Origin of the sequence: Psychromonas sp. KJ10-10, assembly GCF_047323245.1 — a bacterium.
Lineage (GTDB): Bacteria > Pseudomonadota > Gammaproteobacteria > Enterobacterales > Psychromonadaceae > Psychromonas.
On the sequence record NZ_CP178826.1, the window covers coordinates 2,223,011 to 2,244,664 of the forward strand.

Below are 21,654 nucleotides of genomic sequence, written 5' to 3' on the forward strand. Positions count from 1 at the left end.
CCTATAACTTAAAAACATAAAGCGATCATTTAAAAAATAATATCGTTTTGTATTAAAAGCTTTTACAGTGTTTTAATTCAATATTTATAAAGCCTATCGTCACTGATAGGCTTTATTTTTGACGATTAAAAGTGATCATTAAACAGCTCAATCAGCGCATCATTTTAATACCAATTTCGTTAATTTAATGATCAAATATTACGCAGGAAAAAGGAGCTAGTTTAAGGCGGAAGTTGCTTACCCTTTACAAGACTTCCAACGCAAAAATAGCTTTTTTAACCAGTAAGATTGAACACTTATTTAGTGGAATTGGTATAACTATTTCGAATAACTTTTAAGGGAAATCATCATGAGTAAAACAACCCATTGGGGAATCATCGCACCGGGTGGCATCGCGCAACAGTTTGCAATTGGTTTAACAGCAGTAGAAGGTGCCAGTTTATATTCTGTTGCCGGGCGTTCCATCGACAAAGCTCAAGCGTTTGCCGAAAAACATAATGCTGAAAAATATTACGATGATTATCAAGCGTTTCTCGCTGACGATAAGTTAGATGCTATTTACATTGCCACGCCTCATCCGTTCCATAAAGAATTTGCCATGATGTGCTTAGAAGCGGGTAAAGCCGTTTTATGTGAAAAACCTATCGCTATGAATGAATCAGAATTAAGCGAAATGATTGAATGTGCGAAGCAAAATAACGTATTTTTCATGGAGGCAGTTTGGACAAGATTTTTACCTGCCACAGTTAAAATTCGTCAATTATTAGCTGACAAAGTCATTGGAGAAATAACCAGATTAACGGCTGATTTTGCTTTTAATGCAAGCAAAGAAATACGACGACTCTATGAACCTGAATTAGGGGGAGGTGCATTATTAGATGTCGGTATTTATCCGGTTAATTACGCAACAATGATACTGGGTAATACACCTAAACAGATATTGAGCACAGCTTATCTTGGTGAAACAGGTGTAGATGAACGCGCCTCAATCATTTTAGATTACGGCAATGGCGTCATGGCTAACTTATATTGTGGTATTACGACCTTTGCAAAAAATGAAGCGGTTATTTATGGCGAGAAAGGAGTCATCACAGTGCATGACTTCTGGCAATCACAGAAACTACGTATTAGCTATTTTGATGAAAGAGAAGATGAAGTGATTGAGTTGCCTCATGCACAAAACGGTTACTGTTATGAAGCACAAGAAGTTATGTCACTACTTGCTGAAAATAAAAAAGAAAGTGAGATTATGTCGCTTGAAGATTCAATGGCCGTCATGCAAATCATGGATAAACTACGTGCCGATTGGGGACTTAAATACCCAATGGAATAATCAATATTTAGTCGGTTAGTGGTTAGTCATTAGTTTGTTTTAGTCTTTTGATTTTGATTTTGACTGATCGCTGACAGTTAAAAGCTAATGGCTGGTTTTTCCCTCGTTCCCATGCTCCGCGTGGAAATGCATAAAAACAATGCGTATCGTAAGATAAGTATGAATTCCTACGGGGACCGTAGGAACTAGATTTTGTTCTCGTTCCCATGCTCCGCGTGGAAATGCATAAAAACAATGCGTATCGTAAGATAAGTATGAATTCCTACGGGGACCGTAGGAACTAGATTTTGTTCTCGTTCCCATGCTCCGCGTGGAAATGCATAAAAACAATGCATATCGTAAGATAAGTATGAATTCCTACGGGGACCGTAGGAACTAGATTTTGTTCTCGTTCCCATGCTCCGCGTGGAAATGTATAGAAACAATGCGTACTGTAGAAACCAGATGTAGTGGTTAGTCATTAGTGTTTAGTTTGTTTTAGTCTTTTGATTTTGATTTTGATTTTGACTTTGACTTTGACTTTGGCTGATCGCTAAAAGCTAAAAGCTAAAAGCTAAAAGCTAAAAGCTAAAAGCTAAAAGCTGATGGCTGGTTTTCGCTTTTCGTAGCTTGAGACTCGCCACTCGAAGCTTCTTTTCTCCGCGTAGAAATGCATAGAAACAATGCGTACCGTAAGATAAGTATGAATTCCCACGGGGGATCGTGGGAACTAGATTAAAGTTAATAATCTAAAGCAGATGGGTATTTGTTATGTAATATTCATAGGTTAAGGTTTTATTATAAAAGCGAGTTAATATTTGAAGTTTTTATAATTAACCTATAACGACCCTTTTAGGGTGTTTTATGTGTGTATTATGGCTTTAATCTTCCTTTAAAGATAGTTTAATATCTATATTGTTATAATTTTATTGTTGTGTAATACTCCTTAAAAGAGTTTTATTGAGTATTTTTTACTATAAGAATCCTTTAAGGAGTTGTTATGAGTGATTATTTAGGTTCGCCTCATGCCATTGTTGCAGAGTTAGGCGAAAGGATAAGAACTGCTCGCTTAAATGCCGATTTGACCCAAGAGGAATTAGCTAAAAAAGCAGGTATATCCTTAAAAGCAGTCACTAATAGTGAGAAAGGTAAATCAACGTTACTATCGATCGTTTCCATTTTAGTTGCACTCGACATGACTGACCAACTTAATTCCTTTATACCAAGGCAAGTATTATCGCCGATCCAGCTGGCTAAATTACAAGGTAAAGAACGACAAAGAGCAACCGGTAACCATAGCAAAGATAATAGTAATAAAATCTCAGAGAAAAGGACTCCCTCATGGTAACTGAAGTTGTTAGTGTTCAACTCAATACAGAGGAAGTTGGCGCTGTAAGTTATGATACCCAAACCCGCATTGGTTATTTTGAGTATGCTCCCCAGTTTATAAAAAAGGGGATTGAGTTATCACCGATTAAAATGCCTTTGGCAAAAAAAATATATTCCTTTCCAAATATCGACTCCGCCACTTTTAAAGGTTTGCCTGGTTTAATCGCAGATTCACTTCCCGATGATTTTGGTAACGCAGTGATGAATGCTTGGGTGGCCAGTCAGGGTAAATCATCCAGTGATATCACGCCATTACAAAGGTTACAATATACTGGCAAACGTGGCATGGGCGCATTAACTTACACGCCAGCTTATCAGCGTAAACAACTCAACGCCTCACAGCCAATACAGATCGAATCATTAGTTGCCATCGCGCAGGATGTATTAAACAAACGAGAACAATTTAAAATCAATCTAAGTGAAACCAGAAAAGAAGATATCGACTCAATGATGTCATTACTTTCTGTTGGTATGAGTGCTGGTGGAGCAAGACCCAAAGCTGTATTAGCCTTCAATAAAAACTTTACACAAGTACGCTCAGGACAAACCGACACACCAAAAGATTTTACTCACTACCTAATGAAATTTGATGGCGTCAGCGAACATAACAAAAACCAAGAAACCTTTGGTGATCCTTTAGGTTATGGCGCAATGGAATATGTTTATCATTTACTCGCCAAGCAATGTGGCATAGATATGATGCCCTGTCATCTATTAGATGAAGGTGATCGCAGACACTTTGTCACGCGCCGTTTTGATCGAGTTGGAAATGAAAAAAGACACGTGCAAACACTTAATGCCCTAGAGCATGTAAGTTATAAACAAATCGGCTCTTATTCATATGCAGAACTGTTTGGCACAGCAAGAAAACTCAATCTAAGCCCAGAAGAAGCAATGCAGTTATTTAAACGCATGGTATTTAATGTGGTGTCACGAAATCATGACGATCACGCCAAAAACTTTGCCTTTATGCTCGACATTAACAACAATTGGCAACTCGCACCCGCATACGATTTAGCCTACAGTTATAAACCTGATAGCCATTGGGTAAGCAAACACTGGATGACCCTAAACGGTAAACAAGATAACTTCACCCGAGAAGATTTTTACAGCTTCGAAAAACTCAGCCCCATATTCAACAAACGAAAAATAAACGCAATACTAGACGAAACTATAGAAGCAGTTTCAAACTGGCAACACCTAGCAAAAGAACACAACGTCCCAAAATCACTCATAACAGAAATAAACCAAAATCTAAGATTGAAAATCTAGGAGAGAGCGTCGAATTACGAGATTTGAGCTACGAGGTTGGTAGCTTTGAGCCAAGCTTGTTTTTAAGTGTTTTCGCTTTTCGCAGCTCAAGACTCACCACACGAAGCTTGTTTACCCTCGTTCCCATGCTCCGCGTGGAAATGCATAGAAACAATGCGTACCCTAGAATAACAAATAAAAAGTATGAATTCCCACGGAGGACCGTAGGAACTAGATTTAACGGCTGGTTTTCACTTTTCGTAGCTCGAGGTTCGCCACTCAAAGCTTCTTTTGTCTTTTGGCCTTAACTGAATCGCTGACAGCCGAAAGCTAATAGCTAGTTTTTAAGTCTTTCGCTTTTAAAAATTTATTGTAAATATAAAAATGATGAGAATAGAGAAGTTATTCTAATCAAAAAAGTGCACTTATTGATTAGAATACACGGATGATGAGAATGTTTCCTTTATTCTAATCAAAAATAACGTCATTATGATTAGAATGAGAAGATGACGAATATGAGCTTAAAATATAGCAGGCAACATTAAACTGACAGTTCCAGTTACTAGCTTCGAGCCACGAAATTCATCGTCGCTTTTTTATTTTTTGACCTTAACTGATCGCTGACAGCTGACCGCTAACAGCTGGTTCATCCTAACCGCAGTTTCAACCAATCCGAAATATCCTTAACCTGTGCCATACAAACAGTATGTTGCATCGGATAAAGATTAAAGCTTGGATTAAGTCCCATGCTTGTTAAGGTTTGTAAAGCTTGTTCACCTAAACGGGCGGGGACAACAGAATCCATACTACCGTGCATAATACTAATATTGAGTTGCTGATTAGCTTCCGTCATATCAATAACATTTTTAGTGGCATAGTAAGTCGACATAGCCAATAAACCCGCTAATGGTTTGTTATAAGTTAAAGGCTGCTTGATAAGCCACTGCACCACCTTGAGAGAACCCCGCCAAAACAATACGATTTGGTGTAACACCACGTTCAACTTCTCGGTCGATTAACGCATGCACAGCATCAGAAGAACTGTTTAAATGTTCTAAGTTTATTTTACGCTCAAAGCTCATTTCCAAAATATCATACCAAGCAGGCATTACCTTGCCACAATTGACCGTTACCGGAATAGAAGGGGAGTGCGGAAAAATAAAACGTGTTGCTAAAGCATTTGGCAACTTTAACTCTGTAGCCATCGATTCAAAGTCATGGCCATTCGCCCCTAAACCATGTAACCAAATAACCGACGATCTCGCCTCAGTCGCTGGCTCAACCTCAACGCATGGCAAATAACTCATAAGTAAATTCTCAGTAAAGTCTATCCGTGTTAAATAAACGAAAAAGATGCAGGAAAATCAATCATAGCATTGTTTGTGATTTTGAATAATTAAAGTAATAGAGAATGGTAATCTAGAAGAAAATTTACAAGTAAAACGTGTAGGCCAATTTATTCATTACCACTATTTTAGGTAAGATTTTACAAGTGAAAAGTGATAGGTGGAAATGAAAAAAGGAATATCTAACAGTCGCTTGTTATATTACTGTGATTTGTAACTTTATAATTAAGCGACTGCTAAATGAAGTCCTATGGCATTGGTCACTTTAAATATGGTACTCCATTTAGGTTGAGTCTTTCCGTTGAAAGTTTTATATAAACTTTCACGACTTAGACCTGTGACCTCTGCTACATCAGCAACACCATGACTTTTAACTAAGTGGCCCAATGCAGAAACAAAAACATTTGGATCATCATCTTCTAAACATTCACGTAAAAAATCATTAATCTCATCTTGGGTATCCATGTAATCAAAAGGATTAAATGGGCTTGTTTTATTTGTCATATTAACTCTCCAGCTCAATTAGTAGTTCATGAGCTTTTTCAATATCTTTCATTTCGGATAGCCACTTATCAAAGGTAGGTGTTCTACAAGGAAATTTTTTATCCCATAAAATGTAGCTTGTAGGATACGATATGTACAGAATCTTAAACTAATAGTTTCAGATGTTTTCTTAATTGCATTGTTTGTGATTTTGAATAATTAAATTAATAAAGCAGGGGTAGTAAGGATTTGTAAAGAGAATTGGATTAACTATTTAAATTTCAGTCAATTTTGATTGGTGTATAACAAAGTTCATTTCTTAGATATCTTTATTGTTTCAATCTGTTAACATCGATAAAATCACTTAAACCTAAATAACTACAAATTAAGCCTATAGAAAAAAATCATTTGATTGACTTTCGAACCACCCTTAGTTTGATGTTTAATCCATACTTATACGCAGAATGTAATACTGTGTATGAAGAATTAATTACTGGAGTTCAAATTGAATTTATATGATGCTCTTGGAGTCTTATCAAGATCTTCAAAATATTCTGTATCGACTTTGCGCATTGGAAATACAGTAGATGAATTACAGGCACTTAAAGATTATTTATATATTATTCCTGATATTCAAATCGAATTTGAAACTGCTCTTGAGAATGCCCTACCTAATAGTATTATTTGCCTATGTGGCAGTTCTGGAGATGGGAAATCTGAAATATTAACAAAGTTATATAAAAGGTTTAATAATTCGATTGATTTTCATTTAGATGCTACTCACAGTAATAGCCAACATAAATCAGCGATAGATTGTTTAGATGAAAAGTTTGACGAATTCAAGTTAAGCAATAAACCTTTAGCGATCGGCATAAACATAGGTATGCTACAAAAGTTCATTAAACAAGGAAATGAGCGCCATAATGATATCAAAGAATCTTTTGAAGAATACTTTGAAAATAGACATATAAAAGGTTTTGAAACTAAAACTACTATTTTTTATGATTTCGAATGTTACCCAAGATTGAGTTTCGCATATTCCAAAATCACCTCCGATTTTATCTCTAATTTTTTAGTAAAACTGACTGACAAAACAGTAAATAATCCCTTTTTTAAATATTACCAATTAGAAAATAAAGCTAGTTCTTACTTGGCAAAAAACTTCGAAGTTTTATCATTACCTTCATTTCAAAATAAGTTGATTGAATTATTTGGACTAGCGAGACTAATGGAAGAGCAATTCCTTATACCTAGAATTTTTGTAGATTTTATCTATCAAATATTAACAATAAAAAATCAAGATGGCATTATTGGGAATGTTTTTACTAAATTTGATAATGAATTTAGTCGGTGCTTTACTAAAGTAGACCCTATAAATATACGCAGTCAAGCGCTAGACATTTTTTACCTTGAATATACTACTCACACTTTATCGGCTGAAGTGCAAGATGATATTAATACTCTTGCAACTTTGATTAACTTCACATTAACTCCTCAAGGGATTGTCCGAGTCGCATATCTCTTAGAAAATGAAAAACTAAAATCATTATTAGCTGATTTCTCAAAAGAATCATATTTACAAGAATCACTCATAAATTACCTTAATTTAATCCGTATATTTCAAAAAGATGAATTAACTAGTGAAGACGAAGATTTATGTCTAAATATTGTAGAAGAGTTAATAGTTAATTCTGCATTGGAGTACTCTAATAGGCTTTTACCTTCAAAGGCTGATGGTTATATCGTTAGTAGAAGGCTAAATGATTATTCAATCTGTAACAAGGTGAGTATCCAAGCCGACTTAGATTGGATAGGAAGACATCAATTAACATCAATCGACAAAATCCCTATTCCGCTAATAATAAATGATGAACCTGCTTATATATTTAATATTGATCTTAAAACTATGATTCAAGCTGTTTATATCTCGAATGGTTTTAGGCCTAACCGTCAAAATTTAGAGACTATTGCTAAATTTGATGAGCTTATTTCACATATTGTAAACCGAACTATAAAAACCGAATCAATGAGATTGATAAGCAATAATAAAACTATATCTGTTAGTAAAAATAGACGTAGATATACGGTTGGGGTATAGGAATGGTAAATCTTAAAATTATCGAATCGTCTATATCAGATGTTGTGAAACTTATAGAGAAGAATAATGGTCCAGCATATAGCAATATCGCAGATCAGTACTTGCCTATTGGGCCTCAAACACTTAAAGATCATAAGCTAGATTGGGACCGAGTTTATCAATCACTTATAGAAAATTTATTTCAATTATCATTAGGGAAAAGAGACCGAGCGTCGCTGAAAGAAGAAGTATTAGAATCTTTTCGAAATAGTCGAGATACCCGAGAATTAGTTGATATATTTGATCAACTTTACCTATCCTCCAACGCTATAAATAACATTACGCCTTTGGCTTACTTGGTGAGTAACAAAGCAACGTTAACTTCTAGAACCAAAACAATGATCAATATTGTTCAGGGGTTGTTAACATCTCCTTTAAGTGACAAGTTAATATCTAGTGGAAATAACCCGCTTGAATCATTATTGATAGATAAAATTCAACAGCTTTGTAAAACTAAAACTTTCAATGAAGATAATGTTACCTATTTACCATTTTTAGCTAAAGCATTTTCAAAAGACATTAAAACGCTAACAAAAAATCCTAGTTACTTCTTAAGTGAATTAGAAGGCTTTATAAATATTTATACATTTTTATATTTAACTCAACTAACCAAGCACCTGTGTATTCCTAGTAATAGATACCAAACACCTACAGCTAAACCGCTATATTTCATATTAGAAACAGAAAGGGCAAGTAAAGAAAGACATGAATGTAATCAATTTGGGTATGACCATTTATTTAGTAAAACAAATGGTATTGCTTTGTATCTTTTCCCGTATTTAGGTTATTTGAGTCAATTATCACAAGAGCCAAGTTGGATGTTAATTAATGATAATAATTTGTATCCTAAAGTAAATCAGTTTAATCAATGCATAGGACAACTCTTTGATGAAGGTTATAGGTATGAAGATTCACTTCAGGCAAGACAGTTAACTCTGGCCTTAATTTGCAAAAACAAATATTCGATAAAACATCAAGAAAAGATGCAAATAAGAAAGTCGTTGAAATATTTGAAAAAATATTCTCAGCAGAGTTTATTACTGATAGAAAAGCGACAGGTAAATATTTTGTTTTAAATTCTAACATGCTACTGCTACTTACCAATTTAGTAATAAACGGTTCATCAGAAAGTCAGCTTCTTATTGATGATGTAATCGAAGGTTTTAAAGAACGTGGTATTTGGTTGGATATTATGTCCAAGAAAGCATTATTAAAATTCTACGAAAATGTAGGAAATATCGAAAAATTAAGTGACAGTGGGGATGCAGTATATGTCAAAACTACCATTTGAAGAGTTTTTAGCTGGGTTGTTTTGTCAATTTATAACAACGTCAAATTCAATAGATACTAAATATCATTTTATCAGTTCTAACCCAGCACAATCACTTCAGTTGTATAATGGGTTTAAAAATTTAAACTTTAAACCTCTTGTTGTTGGTAATTCTAAGTTGAATTATGTAGAGGCTGACAACGGTAAAAAAATTATTGTGATGTTACATCACCTTGGTGATCAAGATAGTAACTCTAATCATGAGGATTATATTGCTAGTATTAGGGATGCTCTGAACAACATTGAAGATGCCATTTTATTTGTTATAAACAATAGCTCATTAGAGACACTAACATCTACATTTACCGATGTTAGTGTAAACAATAGTGTATTCACACCTAAATATGTCAATGATGCATTAATTGAACATGGAAAAGGAATTAAAGACGAATTAATTTTTAAATATTTAGTCACTAGCACAGAGCAAAAAATTAAAGATCAAAACTTAAGTATTTTTGGATATGAATCTCTCTATAAATCGATTCATAAAGAAAGAATTGACCTAAAGGAACACGGACTTTTTCCAGAGCCAAGACTATCAGACATCAGTAATGAAAAAGAGCTTAAGAAAGAACTAGATAAAAATGCTAATTTTTCAAAATTAATCCGAGATAGAGTACATGACTTTGGCGAAGAACCAGTTGAACTCCAGAGACAATTGGAAGATAAAGGCTTTAGTGAGCGCTTTATTAAAGAACAATTTACAGGTAAAAATAGAAACGAATATAAAAACAGAACTTTTTCAGAAATAGAAGCTGAAATAGAACGAAATAAAGATAGAAATTTAGACCTTGTTGATATCGAGATTAATGGATCTAAACTCGAAGATTGGAAACGACTTTCTGATACAGGAGTCGCTAGAAAAAACATTACCTTAATAGGTGAAGTAGCTCCTGGCATTATTGAATTAAAGGTAAGGATGAAAAGAGGAGAGCCAGTACTAAAGCAAGACCAGATTAATCTTCATGGTGATCTGAAGAAAAATCAAGTTGGCATAAGTACTTCTAATCACGAGCAACATTCAACGCTAAATGTAAAAATACCCTTTGAAGGTAAACCGACTTTTCTACAATTAAAACTTAAACGACCTTCACAAAGAGAGTGCTTTCAGTTCAACTGTTGCTTTGTCGAACAGGAAACTTTCTATTTACAAAGCTTTTTTGAAAAACTAGAAGTTGAAATAAAAAGAAACAAAGGCAAACTCATACTGGAAAATATTCAAGATAAAATAACTCTCAATCCAGAAAATATCAATATTCATAAATTTACTGGTTCAGAAAGTGAGATTAATTGTGAGGGTATAAAAGAAATTGATTTCAGGCAAAGTGGTGTAGAAGATTTCTTAGGTGAATTTGAGTTAGTTTTAAACGACTACCATTTGCCTATTACCATTACAGGAACAAAAAATATTGAAAGCGTTAAATTGCCTAGTTTATTTGATACACAACGTAGCAACGACATATTCGATAATGACAGAATACCGAAATACAAGCCTTCAAATTCAAGAGTAATTATCAGTGGAAGAGAAAAGGAGCTTTCTGTTAAAGCGAAAGAGCTATGTATTGATGAACATAAAATTATCAACGAAGGTATTTTATATTTTGATGATGAAGCTTCCAACTCTTTGTACCTAATTGATATAGAAAACGACTTCCCTAAAGTAGCCCAAGCATATAAAGCACTATTTTTATGGTTAACAGAAAATGAGACTTTGTTATCTATTACTAATTGGCCACCTGAACTGCTTAATTTAATTGAAACAACGCTCCTTAACGTTAAAGCTGAATTAGATAATATTCCACAAGAGGCACTAAGCCAAAGAAGTCGTAAGTTATTACAAATAGGAATGATTAAAAAGGGAAGTGAAGAACTTTTTAGTCCTTTTCATCCTATTTGTTTGTCATATGCCCTAGAGTTTGCCAAATTAAGAAGTATCGATAAGGTAAATTCTTTTAGTCAGGTACCACCAACTACGGTTGATAAATTTAATGCTTGCGGGTTTACTACCGGTATTATTTGATGAAAGCGAAGGATTTGTTAGAACACAAGCATTGGGTAATAACAGACTATGGCTAGAAGTCACCCAACAAAAAGACTCCGGAAATAACTACATATCAACTTTAGTACATGAGAAAATACAAGATTTTGTAACATGCTTTGATATGTTATTTCAGCAAAGCAAGGATGCTCCTTTGATTTTAAACTCAATTAATAATCAAAGTAACTCACACATTTTTAAGGGAATTTTAAACTACTATAAGAAAACAAAGATTAAGGCGAAGAAGATACAAGTCAATGTATACGATGAGGAATATCACTTTACTGCATTTGAAGAGTTTTCTGAAACAAGAAAAATTGAAGAGCTACGTGAGTTAGTTCGCTTAAATAGTTCTGATAAAGAAGCTGTTTTGGATGACCTAATATTCAAAATACGAAAAAATGTTACTATCCATAAAATAAGAGAGTTTACGGATTATGATTACGCACATTTAAGTTTTTTTAAAAATAATGAAGAAGTTACTTTACGTTCAAATAACGTAAGTGAAGGTAAATCAGGCATTGTATGTAATGGTGTTTTATCTGGTGAAGCTTCTTATTTAGAAAATGAAGTTTTCTACACTGGTTTTGGATTGAAGAATGTAAAAGCAGAAAACATATCTGTTAGCTTAGCCTCCTTATATAATCAATTACTTTTTGCATACCGAGATAAATCCGCTAAATATATAAAAGGCAATGTACCAGTACTTGCAGTTAAAGATACGTTTAGAGATAAGTTATCTAAGTCATATGATTCAAGTTTATGGACTTGCATTATTGATCCTAAAGTTACACTAGAATTTTTTGATACCAAAGATACAATATTAATCCACTATGCTGACCAATACACCAACTCAGTAGCCTATGATGCTATAACAGTATCTTCTCGTGTCGGCCTTTATAAAGATTTATTACAAAGCCAATCTGATGAGTTAATTAATTCTTTTAATGCATTAAATGGTCAATGGCTATTAAGCATTGTTAAAGAAGCAGGTAAGAAAAAAACAGAAAACACCGAGAAACAAATAAAGGAAAAACAAGGGATTGTTGTCGCTTATAAGTTCTTATCTAGTTTACTTATTACGAGCGATATTACCTGGATTCCTCTATCGGTAGGTGAAATGCTCAGAGTTACTGGCAATCTCGGCTTAGAAATTAAGGATAATGATTTTTCTGCTCGACTACATAATAAAACTACAGGTGCATTATCTGACGATATTTTGTTTGTAGGAATAAAAAATGATCAACTTGTACTATTACCTCTAGAAGTAAAAACCAGAAAGAAAGGAACTGATTTTACTAAGGCTGTAAAGCAAGCTAAAGCATTAGCAGATCATATGAAGCGATTGCTTGAGCCAAAAACATTTAAAGGAAAAGTATATCGTTCACTCTTTATTCAGCACGTTTTAACTCAAATCGACAAGTTTGAATTATATAATGTTTTTCCAGAAAGATATTTTACTGATATACGTAATAATCCTGACTCTTTATTGCAAGGTGATTATGAGATTTGTGATCTTTCTAACTATCCGGAAGGTATAGCGCTAGCAGTTAATGAAGGTATGGAACGTTCTCGGATTGAGAGTGATTTAGATGAAGAGGTTAATGTTTTAAAACTTCGTTTGCCTCAAGGGTTTGTCAAAATGCTCCACGAAAACTCTATAGAAGAGTTGTCTAAAAAATACCAAAAACAGTCAGATTATCCAGAAATAAGTAAATTAAGTTTACTTAAAAGTGAACTGACTACTTTTATCAGCCAACCGATAGAAGTTAAAGGAATTGATGTAGTAAGATCAACTAAAAATATTTACGATAGTACCGTTACTGCATCTCAAGATGATGACAGTATTGGAGCTTTACAAGAAAGCGTAGCAAAATTTAATTACCCAGACCACTTAGAAAATATTGTAGAAAAGTTACTAAATTGGTATCAAAAAGATATAAGCATTACAGATGTCTTGTCACTAACAGAAAGTGATTTAGGTCGTTTTGAAAACTTTGAATCCTCAGATATATTATCTTTTTATCGTTTAAAAGAATTTTTAACAAGCGATAAAACAGAAACTAAAGAAGAGCAAACTACGGTAAATGATGATTCAGCTAAGCTGAATATGGTGAATATTACTAATGAGTATCGAGCTTTAATTAATATTATTCTTAAAGAGTTTGGTGAAAATATAACGGTAAATCAAGTTATGGAAATAGCAATCTCATCACTTGAAAACATCAATGGTTTTGGTAAAGCTAAGGTTGATAAATTTTTAAAATTTATTGGGCAATTAAAACAAAATACATTTTCAATAAACTACCAAGAAGACTCCTCACAACAAATAGAAGATTTTGACTTGCCTTTAGGCAAGCTTGAAAAACATTTAATTAAGGATCTCGAAAATTATTTTCTACAAGAAAAGTCCCGAGAGAATGATATTCTCTCTAGACGGTTAGGTATTAACTGTAATAGTGAAACTCTTGAAGAAATTGGTAAAAGTTATGACATAACAAGAGAAAGAATTAGGCAAATTGAATCAAAAGCTAAAAAGAATTTCATTGCCAAACTAAGTATTTCACCAAAAGTTATTTGGGCAGTTACAAAAACAAACTTAAGTGAATTAAGAGCACCATTATTTCCTTCACTCAGAGATTATTTCAATACCAATAAAAACTTTTATGCTTTTTTAGAGGTTTGTTGCGCATTAAATGAAAATGAAATCAGCAAAATAACATCTCCCAATCTTAATAAAGGGGTATTTGAAGAGTTTTGGGTATGGAATAAATCACCAGCAAACATTGAAGACTTATCTTGGTATTTGCATGAGAATATGAACATTGAATTAGCTGTTGCTGAGAACCAAATTTCTATTTGGATCCAGGAAGGTATTCTTGAGAGAGAAGAAGAAGAAATTAAGCCTCTTTCTTTATCAAAAGTACCTGGAATAACTAATGCTCTATTAGACTTTCCAAATGGAGGGACATGGCAAAGCATTCAAAATCATGCAACAGAGAAAAATATTATTTCAGGTGCTTTTTATGCAGATAGACCTGAAAACAGTTACGGTTACGCGTACTGATAAGGAGTATTTATATCAGAGCGGACGTGGTACCTATAGGCACATCTCTTATTTAAATATTAGTGAAGATACTAAGCAACAAACGTTGGATAAAGTTCACTCTAAACTTAGTGAATATAAGCATGCGGGAAGAGATTCAGTGAACCTTCATGCAGATATATTTAAACCTGTTGGTTTCTCCGATGAATACTTTACCGTAAGGCATATTGTTAGGGCTTTTGGAGAGCCTTTTGGGATTTATTTTAATGGTAAATCTGGGGCTGATACAGTTAGCTTAGACAGTGAGTTTAGCCTTGCTTCTCAGAAAACGGTATTGGTAGATTTATTTAAAGCCTCATTGAAGCCATTATCTAAGAAAGATGTTGCGTCAAAAATTAGAAGCCAATCGCTCGGCCATGCGTCATTTTATTTAGATAAATTATTAACGGAAGGCAATATTGTACGGATTGATGAGGTTCATTATTCACACATAGATAATGCATTCGTTGGAGTGGATATAGAAGGTATATTGAAGTTAGCTTTTTCTTTTATCGATAGAGAAACTAGAATTATTGAAGGAGAAAAAATACAGTCGTACCTAAATAGGCATTTAGACAAAGAATATAACAAATATTTCTATATTTCCTTGTTAAAAGCTCATGCTATAGGATTTGGTAAGCACTATTATTTTATTCAGAACCTTATTTCTAACACTGAAATTGAATACAGTGGGCTTTCAGATATTTGTAGGACAGCGTTAGATAGCTCTCCCTCTCGAGAAGAAGCTATTGCGTTTGTTAATGAACGCGTATGTATCCATAAGCATGTTTTAGCGCGTTGCTTTAACCAATCATCTTTATGGGCTGTTAGTCATGATGTTAGTCCTACTTTAGCAAATGAATACCCAACAACTATTTCATCAGAGCATACAAAAACTGAAGATATTTCAATTAGTGAAACTACTATTAAAATTGATGACTCAGCAATATCTCCAAAGTCAATAAACGTTGAAGGCTGTAGGGTGTTAATTGGACAGGCTATTGATAATTTAAAACCTATTTATTGGGAATACGGCAATAAAGCACTCGCAAACAGGCATTTAATTGTATTTGGACGTTCGGGCCAAGGAAAGACTTATTGTATTGAAGGTTTGTTAATGGAGCTTGCCAAACACCAGTTAAACTCAATGGTAATAGATTATACAAATGGCTTTTTACCTGAACACCTAGAGAAAGAGTTCAAAGACAAAATACGCCCTAAAACAGATCTGGTTGTATATAAGCCTTTAGACTTAAACCCATTTGCAAAACAACTTCAAACTGTTGCTGGAATTCAAATTTCTGATAAAGCACATGATGTGGCTTCTCGTATAGCTTCAGTATTTAATACTGTTTATTCAGATATTGGTAGTCAGCAGTTACCTACCTTGATAAAAGTTATCGAAGAGGGGATTGATTTATATGGTACCGACTATAATTTTGAACGCATGTTGAAAGACTTACCCGAAGCAGGCAAACATGGTGAAGCTTTAGCTAATAAACTAAGCCCAATGGTAAAAGCTAATTTGTTCTCTTGTAAACATTTAACGGAAGGCTGGGATGGTATATATAAAGCAATACCTACTACTACACGTTTAATACAGCTGGCCACGTTGTCGAGAGATATTTGGCGATTAGCGACAGAGTTTATTTTATGGGATTTATATTCTTATGTTTGTGCTAATGGCAATAAAAATAAACCATTACCAGTTGTGTTAGATGAAATACAAAACCTAGACCACCGTTTAGATAGCCCACTTGGTAAAATGTTAACTGAAGGTCGTAAATACGGTTTATCGCTTATACTGGCTACCCAAACATTAAGTAACCTAAAAAAAGACGAACAAGATCGTTTATTTCAAGCCGCACACAAATTATTTTTTGCACCTGCAGAAACTGAAATTGATAGTTATGCAAAATTACTAGAGCAAGCGGTACCAGCTTCAAATAAAAAAGTATGGCTACAGGAATTGGCTAAATTGAGAAAAGGTGAATGTATTTCAGTTGGTCTACATATGAATGAATATGGTGTAGTAGAACAGGGAGCTAAGGTTGTTAAAGTCGCGGCATTAGAGGCAAGACTATGAAAGCAACAAGGAATTAATGAATGACGCCTATTGAGCTTAAAGAAGCGGTGTTGAGTGTTAAGCGTTGGTCGCGTAGCGACCAACGTGCACCGAATAAACCGATAATGATGGTGTATGTCTTATCTCGTTATTTACAAGGCCATGAACAGTTCTTTTTATATGAAGAAGTGTTTCATAAAGAGGTGCAAGATCTGCTAAAACGTTTTGGGCCTCAGCGGTCTGTTTATCATCCTGAGTATCCCTTTTGGCGTTTGAAAAACGATGGCTTTTGGATAGTAAATAATGATGAAGAGTGCAAATCTCGTAAAAGTAATACTGATCCATCCAAAGCGGAGTTAATTAAACATAATGTAACGGCTGGCTTTAATGACCAAGCTTATTCACTTTTGAAAGGGAATGATCAGTTAACATTAGAGTTGATTGAGTTGATATTAAGTGAAAGTTTTCCTGAAAGTATTGTGCCGGATATTGCTTTTCAGTTAGGCGCTGAATTAGCAACCCGTAATGTCCAAAAGCGTGATCCTAAATTTAGAAAAGAGGTTTTGCGTGCCTATAACTATCAATGTGCAGTATGTGGTTATGACTTAAGAATGGATGATGTTTCAGTAGGGTTAGAAGCCGCACATATTAAGTGGAAGCAGTTTCATGGCCCTTGTGATGTAAGCAATGGGCTAACGCTGTGTGCAGTACATCATAAAGCCTTTGATAAAGGTGCGTTTTCAATCACTAAAGACTTTAAAGTGAAGTTGTCAGATAGCCTGAATGGTGGGGATCAAGCACAGCATTTGTTTTTTGACTTTGACGGGCAATTAATAAGGTTACCAAAGAAAGATAACTGGATGCCAAATGTAGGGCATTTGAATTGGCATCAGAAAGAAGTTTTTAAATAAATTTTTGATCCAAGGGAGTAATAATATTGAATAAAAAAAGAACGTTTGCATTATTGGAAAACTTTAAAGAAAACTGTTAAAGCTGTACCTGGAAAATCTTTATGCAATCCAAAATTTGTATTTTCATTTTTAATAATTATGTTAATTTCAAGCTCAGGCGTATGGGCGCCTTGGGCTTTTAACATAGACCTTTCTTCAGTGTGTAATACCGAAGTTGAATCCTTTAATGATTTATCGTTATATAAATACAATGAAAAAAATAGTGTTGAGTTAGGTGGGTATTTTATTGGTATTGGTGAGACTACATCAACTAGCATTTCCCAACCTATTAATGATTTAAATTTAATTAAGTCATTAAATGACTCTTGCCAATATATAAGTTCTTTACCGATAATACTATTTCAAGGTTTCGCTATTTTTATGTTTAATTTGGGGCTCCTTGGTGGTATCGCCTTCGAATTTTTTGTAGGGCAAGGACCTAAAAAGTACGAAGATTTAAATTTTGATGAGAAAGAAATTAATAAAATGCGAATTAACGAGTTTGCTGGTTTTTTTGCTTGGTTACTTGCATTTGTATTATCTTTTTATGGTCTAAAAGAGCCTACTACTACAAGTGTCTTATCTCTTTTCGGTAGTGTTATATCGGTAAGCTTATGGATATGCACCAATTATAATAAAGCACAATTTCAAGAGCCAGAGCCAAACCCGGAAAATATTGAAGCAGGTGCTAATGACAATACTTCCAATGATGAACAATCAAATTTGAGCGGAGAAAATTTGGAATGAGTGATTTTTATGAATTCAAAGCATTTAAGGTATTACAACCATTTTCAGATTATTATGTTTGTATAATTCCATCTAAAATACTGAAAAAAATAAGCTTTTCATTAAAGGCTAAAAATAGTAATGGTGTAGTACAAGGAGTACAACGAACTTTAAACCCTAAAAGGTTACAGGATATAGCACAGTTTATTGATAGTGATTCAGCCGCATTTCCTAACCCCATTATTTTAGGTGCTAACTTTAAAGATACAGGGCGTTATGCTGATGAGGAAGAAAAAATAGAATTTAAAAATGTAGGTGACGATCTTTATAATATAAAAATACCTAAAAACTCTAAAGTATTGTCAATAATTGATGGACAACATAGACTTTATGGTTTTGATCAAGCAGATACTGAAATGGATTTATCTTGTTCTATTTACGAAGATTTAGCTATGCCATACCAAGCATTCTTGTTCTCTACAATTAATTATACTCAAGGTAAAGTTGATAAAAGTTTAGCTTACCAACTTTTGGGTATGAAATTGAAAGTAGTAGACCAATAGAGTGGCCACCTGAGACTCTTTCTGTTTATTTTGTTCGTGAATTAAATAAGATCAATCCACTACTGAATCGCATCAAGTATAGAACCTCAGATGAAAGTAATTTGTCTAAAAAAGATAAAGAATCTTTGCCACCATGGAGATTCTCTACCTCATCAATTGTTGAGGCCATTTTATCTTTAATAAGTAAGAACCCTAAGCAAGATCGATACCTTATGAATACTAAAAAATCAGATAAGGAAATTATAGGGCGTAAAGTATTAGTTGATGATATTGACTACCCTTTAAGAAAACTATATATAGCTGAAAATGATTTGGCAATTTTTGATGTGTTAAAATTTACTTTAGATGCTATAGATAAAATATTTTGGGTTAAAGTAGATGATGATAATTTTATTAAGAAAACGGTCGGTATTGCGAGTGTATTTAAGTTTCTTAAATCAGTTTTACTTAAAGATGGGGTATCACTCGATACAATGAAAAATAAGTTTCCACAATATTTAAAGAAAATTAAAGAAAATGAGGATTTTAGTGACTCAGAGGAATTTCCATCATCAACGAAGGGGCTTACAAAGGCTTACAAAAAAATGATGGAATTAACGGGATTATAATAGAAGGATGTTTATATAGATAGAGCTAACTCGGTTAGGTTTTTATGATTTCTCAAAGAAGCTATCCCATCTTCAACATGTGCTTGCCCAAGCGGCCATCTTCCCTTTTTCATCTAACTCAGGGTAGGTTAGTTTTAGTGTTAGTTCTGTTATTAACTGCGTATCACCTAACCACGTCACTTTATCCAATACTAAACTACCATCAAGCTTTTTAGCACTTTCCGCTGAATATCTAAAATCAGACTCAATAGAGCGATAGAAAGCAATGCGAGAAGATACGTTTGGTGAAATACCAGTAAACTGCTTAAGTTTCTTTAGTCGCTCTTCAGTGGTTCTGTTTAGGTTCATTCTGTTGGGTAGCATCTTAATTTACCTCCAATAGTGCTTTGGTCTTTTGTTCCCAGAAATAACCCTCTTTAAGGCTAGATGATTTAGTCGCACCATCAAACTGAATTTCAAAGGCGTGAGAAATTTCATCTTTAAAATGTGTGTTATTAAAGTAACTTTCATCAATCTCTGTATCGGTGGATAAGATGATCACTTGATGACTTGCTTCAGGAAAATAATGCTCAATCAGTTTATCTCTGTGTTTTGAGTCTAAACGTCCTAACGGTGTATCGATAATAATAGGTAGTTTCTTACCTGATGTTTTACCTAAGGCTTCAAGGATCGCAATGGCGTAAATTTGTTTTTCGCCGGCTGAAAGTGCTTTACGACTAATTGCATGCTTTTTGTCGTCAATCAGCTCTACATCAAAGGTTTTGGTATTAATGCGTGCAGATAGCTTTAAATCGTCTTTTCTAGCCAGCTTTTGATAGCTTTTAATAAACTCTGTTTCTAACTGTTTAACACGTACCTTTGTCAGCTGTTCACTGAAATCGGATAGCATTATATGGGCATTTTGGGCATTACCTAAGGAAGCTTCGGCATTAAAGGATACTTTATGTTTATCGTGTAGCTTTTGAATTTTACGCGCTATTTCGATCGCTTCACGATATTTTTGTTTTGCACTTTCAGTTTTATCTTTATGTTCTAAAATTGCTTTAGTGCGTTTTGTTGTTAATGCTTTCACATTGTTGAGTTGCTCTTCTAATTGCTCTTGCTCTGGGGCGCGGGCAATATTGACAGATAGCCCTGCAATTAATTCTTCAACTTCAACCAAGCGTTTACGTGCGTTATCAAATCGTTTAAATGTGACAGGCGTTTGAACATTAATTTGAGTTTCAATTTGGCTTAACTCTCGATCAGAGATATCCAGTTTAATTTCTGAATTTTGTTGATTTGATTCTCGCTCATCTAAACTGTTTTTGATTGTTTCAATAACTGTTGTTGCATCTCCTAACTCAGAAGTTAATTGCCAGCTTAGTTCTGTCATGAAAGCGGTAAGTTCTTTATTAAAGCTATTTGTTTGCTTAGTTGCTTTCTCTTCGTTTAATTGTGTCAATAACCTTTGAAGTGTTTTAGGCGCAAACGCGAAGGGCAGTTCACCTTCTATTTCACTACGAAGTGTTTTTTCAAGCTCTTTTCGTTCTATATCTAGTGCGAGTTGTTTTGCTTTTTCTTGTTCTCTGCTACTAGCCCAGGCACCGCCACGTGAAGATAATTCAGCTTCTGCGTTATCAAGTTCTTTCTTTACTAAATCAATTCGTGCTCGACTTAAGGAAGCTTGATTTGTTAACTCTTTAGCTTCATTTTCAGCAACTGAGCGAGATTTATCCAACGTTTGAATTTGTGCTTTAATATTTGCTGGCATAGTTGTCGCATCATGGCGCTTTAGATATAGAGCTAAGTCGCTACGTAAACGATCTACAACATCAATTCCTAATAAACGTCTGACAGCTGTTTGTAATACTTGGCCAGATTCGTCTTCTGCTAAATCGGCAATTTTTTCTCCATCAAAGAAAAAAGATCAGCAATACCGGTTGGGATAAGTTCAGTTAAGAAACTTTGGCATTGGTCATAGCTGAGTTGTGTTAGCTCTTCATTATTTTGTTTTAGGATCAATTTATCGCGCTTACCGCGCTCCCATGCTCTTGTTATTTTATATTCACTTTCAATACCGTTATGGCTATGAGTGAAGACTAATTCAATTGATGATCTGTTATCGGAAATGCCGACACCATTATGAATAAGTGCATCAAGTTGCTTTTGGTATTCGGGGGTTGATAATCCGCGCCCAAAGGCAATACGTCCATATAATGCAACACGTACTGCACTTAAAATGGACGTTTTACCTGCACCGTTTAAACCACCAAATAATATGATTGGTTTTGTTAAATTTTCTTTATTTCCGCTACGCGGTGCTAGGTCAATTTCGTGAACGCCACGAAAGACACGGAAGTTATTTACAATCAGGCTTTTAATTATCATA

19 protein-coding genes are annotated in these 21,654 nt (G+C 34.2%); 13 read left to right on the plus strand and 6 right to left on the minus strand.

What is annotated here, in order from left to right:
* Window positions 1-349: 349 nt before the first annotated feature.
* The 3 genes from ACLKMH_RS12900 to ACLKMH_RS12910 all read left to right on the plus strand — a co-directional run bounded on the left by ACLKMH_RS12900 (window position 350) and on the right by ACLKMH_RS12910 (window position 3,973).
* Complete coding sequence (locus ACLKMH_RS12900; protein WP_413698540.1) at window positions 350-1,333, plus strand: Gfo/Idh/MocA family protein; 984 nt, start codon at window positions 350-352, stop codon at window positions 1,331-1,333.
* A gap of 979 nt (window positions 1,334-2,312) precedes the next feature.
* Window positions 2,313-2,660, plus strand: coding sequence for a helix-turn-helix domain-containing protein (locus tag ACLKMH_RS12905; protein WP_413698541.1), 348 nt, complete (start codon window positions 2,313-2,315; stop codon window positions 2,658-2,660).
* The gene (locus ACLKMH_RS12910) at window positions 2,654-3,973 is read left to right on the plus strand and encodes a type II toxin-antitoxin system HipA family toxin (protein WP_413698542.1); all 1,320 of its coding nucleotides are present in this window, start codon (window positions 2,654-2,656) and stop codon (window positions 3,971-3,973) included. The genes ACLKMH_RS12905 and ACLKMH_RS12910 overlap by 7 nt, the downstream gene beginning before the upstream one ends.
* A gap of 625 nt (window positions 3,974-4,598) precedes the next feature.
* Here ACLKMH_RS12910 and ACLKMH_RS12915 read toward each other — a convergent pair.
* From ACLKMH_RS12915 to ACLKMH_RS12925, 3 genes are all read right to left on the minus strand, one after another.
* Window positions 4,599-4,841 (minus strand): alpha/beta hydrolase, encoded by a 243-nt coding sequence (locus tag ACLKMH_RS12915; RefSeq protein ID WP_413698543.1) that lies wholly within the window; start codon window positions 4,839-4,841, stop codon window positions 4,599-4,601.
* 25 nt (window positions 4,842-4,866) lie between these two features.
* Window positions 4,867-5,259, minus strand: a complete 393-nt coding sequence (locus ACLKMH_RS12920; RefSeq protein WP_413698544.1) for an alpha/beta hydrolase — start codon at window positions 5,257-5,259, stop codon at window positions 4,867-4,869.
* 264 nt (window positions 5,260-5,523) lie between these two features.
* Window positions 5,524-5,802 carry an addiction module antidote protein gene (locus ACLKMH_RS12925; RefSeq protein WP_413698545.1) on the minus strand — a complete coding sequence of 93 codons (279 nt, stop codon included), beginning with the start codon at window positions 5,800-5,802 and terminating at the stop codon, window positions 5,524-5,526.
* Window positions 5,803-6,286: 484 nt separating this feature from the next.
* Between ACLKMH_RS12925 and dptF the strand changes: the two genes are divergently transcribed.
* The 10 genes from dptF to ACLKMH_RS12975 all read left to right on the plus strand — a co-directional run bounded on the left by dptF (window position 6,287) and on the right by ACLKMH_RS12975 (window position 19,283).
* A complete protein-coding gene (gene dptF / locus ACLKMH_RS12930) occupies window positions 6,287-7,879 on the plus strand; it encodes a DNA phosphorothioation-dependent restriction protein DptF (protein WP_413698546.1) in 1,593 nt (530 codons plus the stop codon).
* Window positions 7,880-7,881: 2 nt separating this feature from the next.
* The gene (dptG, locus tag ACLKMH_RS12935) at window positions 7,882-8,994 is read left to right on the plus strand and encodes a DNA phosphorothioation-dependent restriction protein DptG (RefSeq protein WP_413698547.1); all 1,113 of its coding nucleotides are present in this window, start codon (window positions 7,882-7,884) and stop codon (window positions 8,992-8,994) included.
* On the plus strand, window positions 8,877-9,209 hold the full coding sequence (gene dptG, locus ACLKMH_RS12940; protein WP_413702341.1) for a DNA phosphorothioation-dependent restriction protein DptG: 333 nt from the start codon (window positions 8,877-8,879) through the stop codon (window positions 9,207-9,209). The genes dptG (ACLKMH_RS12935) and dptG (ACLKMH_RS12940) overlap by 118 nt, the downstream gene beginning before the upstream one ends.
* Window positions 9,190-11,268 (plus strand): hypothetical protein, encoded by a 2,079-nt coding sequence (locus ACLKMH_RS12945; protein WP_413698548.1) that lies wholly within the window; start codon window positions 9,190-9,192, stop codon window positions 11,266-11,268. The genes dptG (ACLKMH_RS12940) and ACLKMH_RS12945 overlap by 20 nt, the downstream gene beginning before the upstream one ends.
* A complete protein-coding gene (locus ACLKMH_RS12950) occupies window positions 11,237-14,353 on the plus strand; it encodes a sigma factor-like helix-turn-helix DNA-binding protein (protein WP_413698549.1) in 3,117 nt (1,038 codons plus the stop codon). The genes ACLKMH_RS12945 and ACLKMH_RS12950 overlap by 32 nt, the downstream gene beginning before the upstream one ends.
* Window positions 14,313-16,457, plus strand: a complete 2,145-nt coding sequence (locus ACLKMH_RS12955) for an ATP-binding protein (RefSeq protein ID WP_413698550.1) — start codon at window positions 14,313-14,315, stop codon at window positions 16,455-16,457. Before ACLKMH_RS12950 ends, ACLKMH_RS12955 begins: the two co-directional genes overlap by 41 nt.
* Before the next feature lie 20 nt (window positions 16,458-16,477).
* A complete protein-coding gene (locus ACLKMH_RS12960; RefSeq protein WP_413698551.1) occupies window positions 16,478-17,347 on the plus strand; it encodes a phosphorothioated DNA-binding restriction endonuclease in 870 nt (289 codons plus the stop codon).
* Window positions 17,348-17,392: 45 nt separating this feature from the next.
* On the plus strand, window positions 17,393-18,133 hold the full coding sequence (locus ACLKMH_RS12965; RefSeq protein ID WP_413698552.1) for a hypothetical protein: 741 nt from the start codon (window positions 17,393-17,395) through the stop codon (window positions 18,131-18,133).
* Window positions 18,130-18,675: a DGQHR domain-containing protein gene (locus ACLKMH_RS12970; protein WP_413698553.1), complete on the plus strand. Its 546-nt coding sequence runs from the start codon at window positions 18,130-18,132 to the stop codon at window positions 18,673-18,675. Before ACLKMH_RS12965 ends, ACLKMH_RS12970 begins: the two co-directional genes overlap by 4 nt.
* Window positions 18,676-18,776: 101 nt before the next feature.
* Entirely contained in the window at window positions 18,777-19,283 is a 507-nt protein-coding gene (locus tag ACLKMH_RS12975) for a hypothetical protein (RefSeq protein WP_413698554.1), read from the plus strand.
* Window positions 19,284-19,355: 72 nt separating this feature from the next.
* Here the strand turns inward: ACLKMH_RS12975 and ACLKMH_RS12980 are convergent, their stop codons facing one another.
* The 3 genes from ACLKMH_RS12980 to ACLKMH_RS12990 are packed head-to-tail and all read right to left on the minus strand — an operon-like array spanning window position 19,356 to window position 21,653.
* A complete protein-coding gene (locus ACLKMH_RS12980; protein ID WP_413698555.1) occupies window positions 19,356-19,646 on the minus strand; it encodes a DndE family protein in 291 nt (96 codons plus the stop codon).
* Window position 19,647: 1 nt separating this feature from the next.
* Entirely contained in the window at window positions 19,648-21,168 is a 1,521-nt protein-coding gene (gene dndD / locus ACLKMH_RS12985) for a DNA sulfur modification protein DndD (protein ID WP_413702342.1), read from the minus strand.
* The gene (locus ACLKMH_RS12990; RefSeq protein ID WP_413698556.1) at window positions 21,156-21,653 is read right to left on the minus strand and encodes an AAA family ATPase; all 498 of its coding nucleotides are present in this window, start codon (window positions 21,651-21,653) and stop codon (window positions 21,156-21,158) included. The genes dndD and ACLKMH_RS12990 overlap by 13 nt, the downstream gene beginning before the upstream one ends.
* Window position 21,654: the final 1 nt, after the last annotated feature.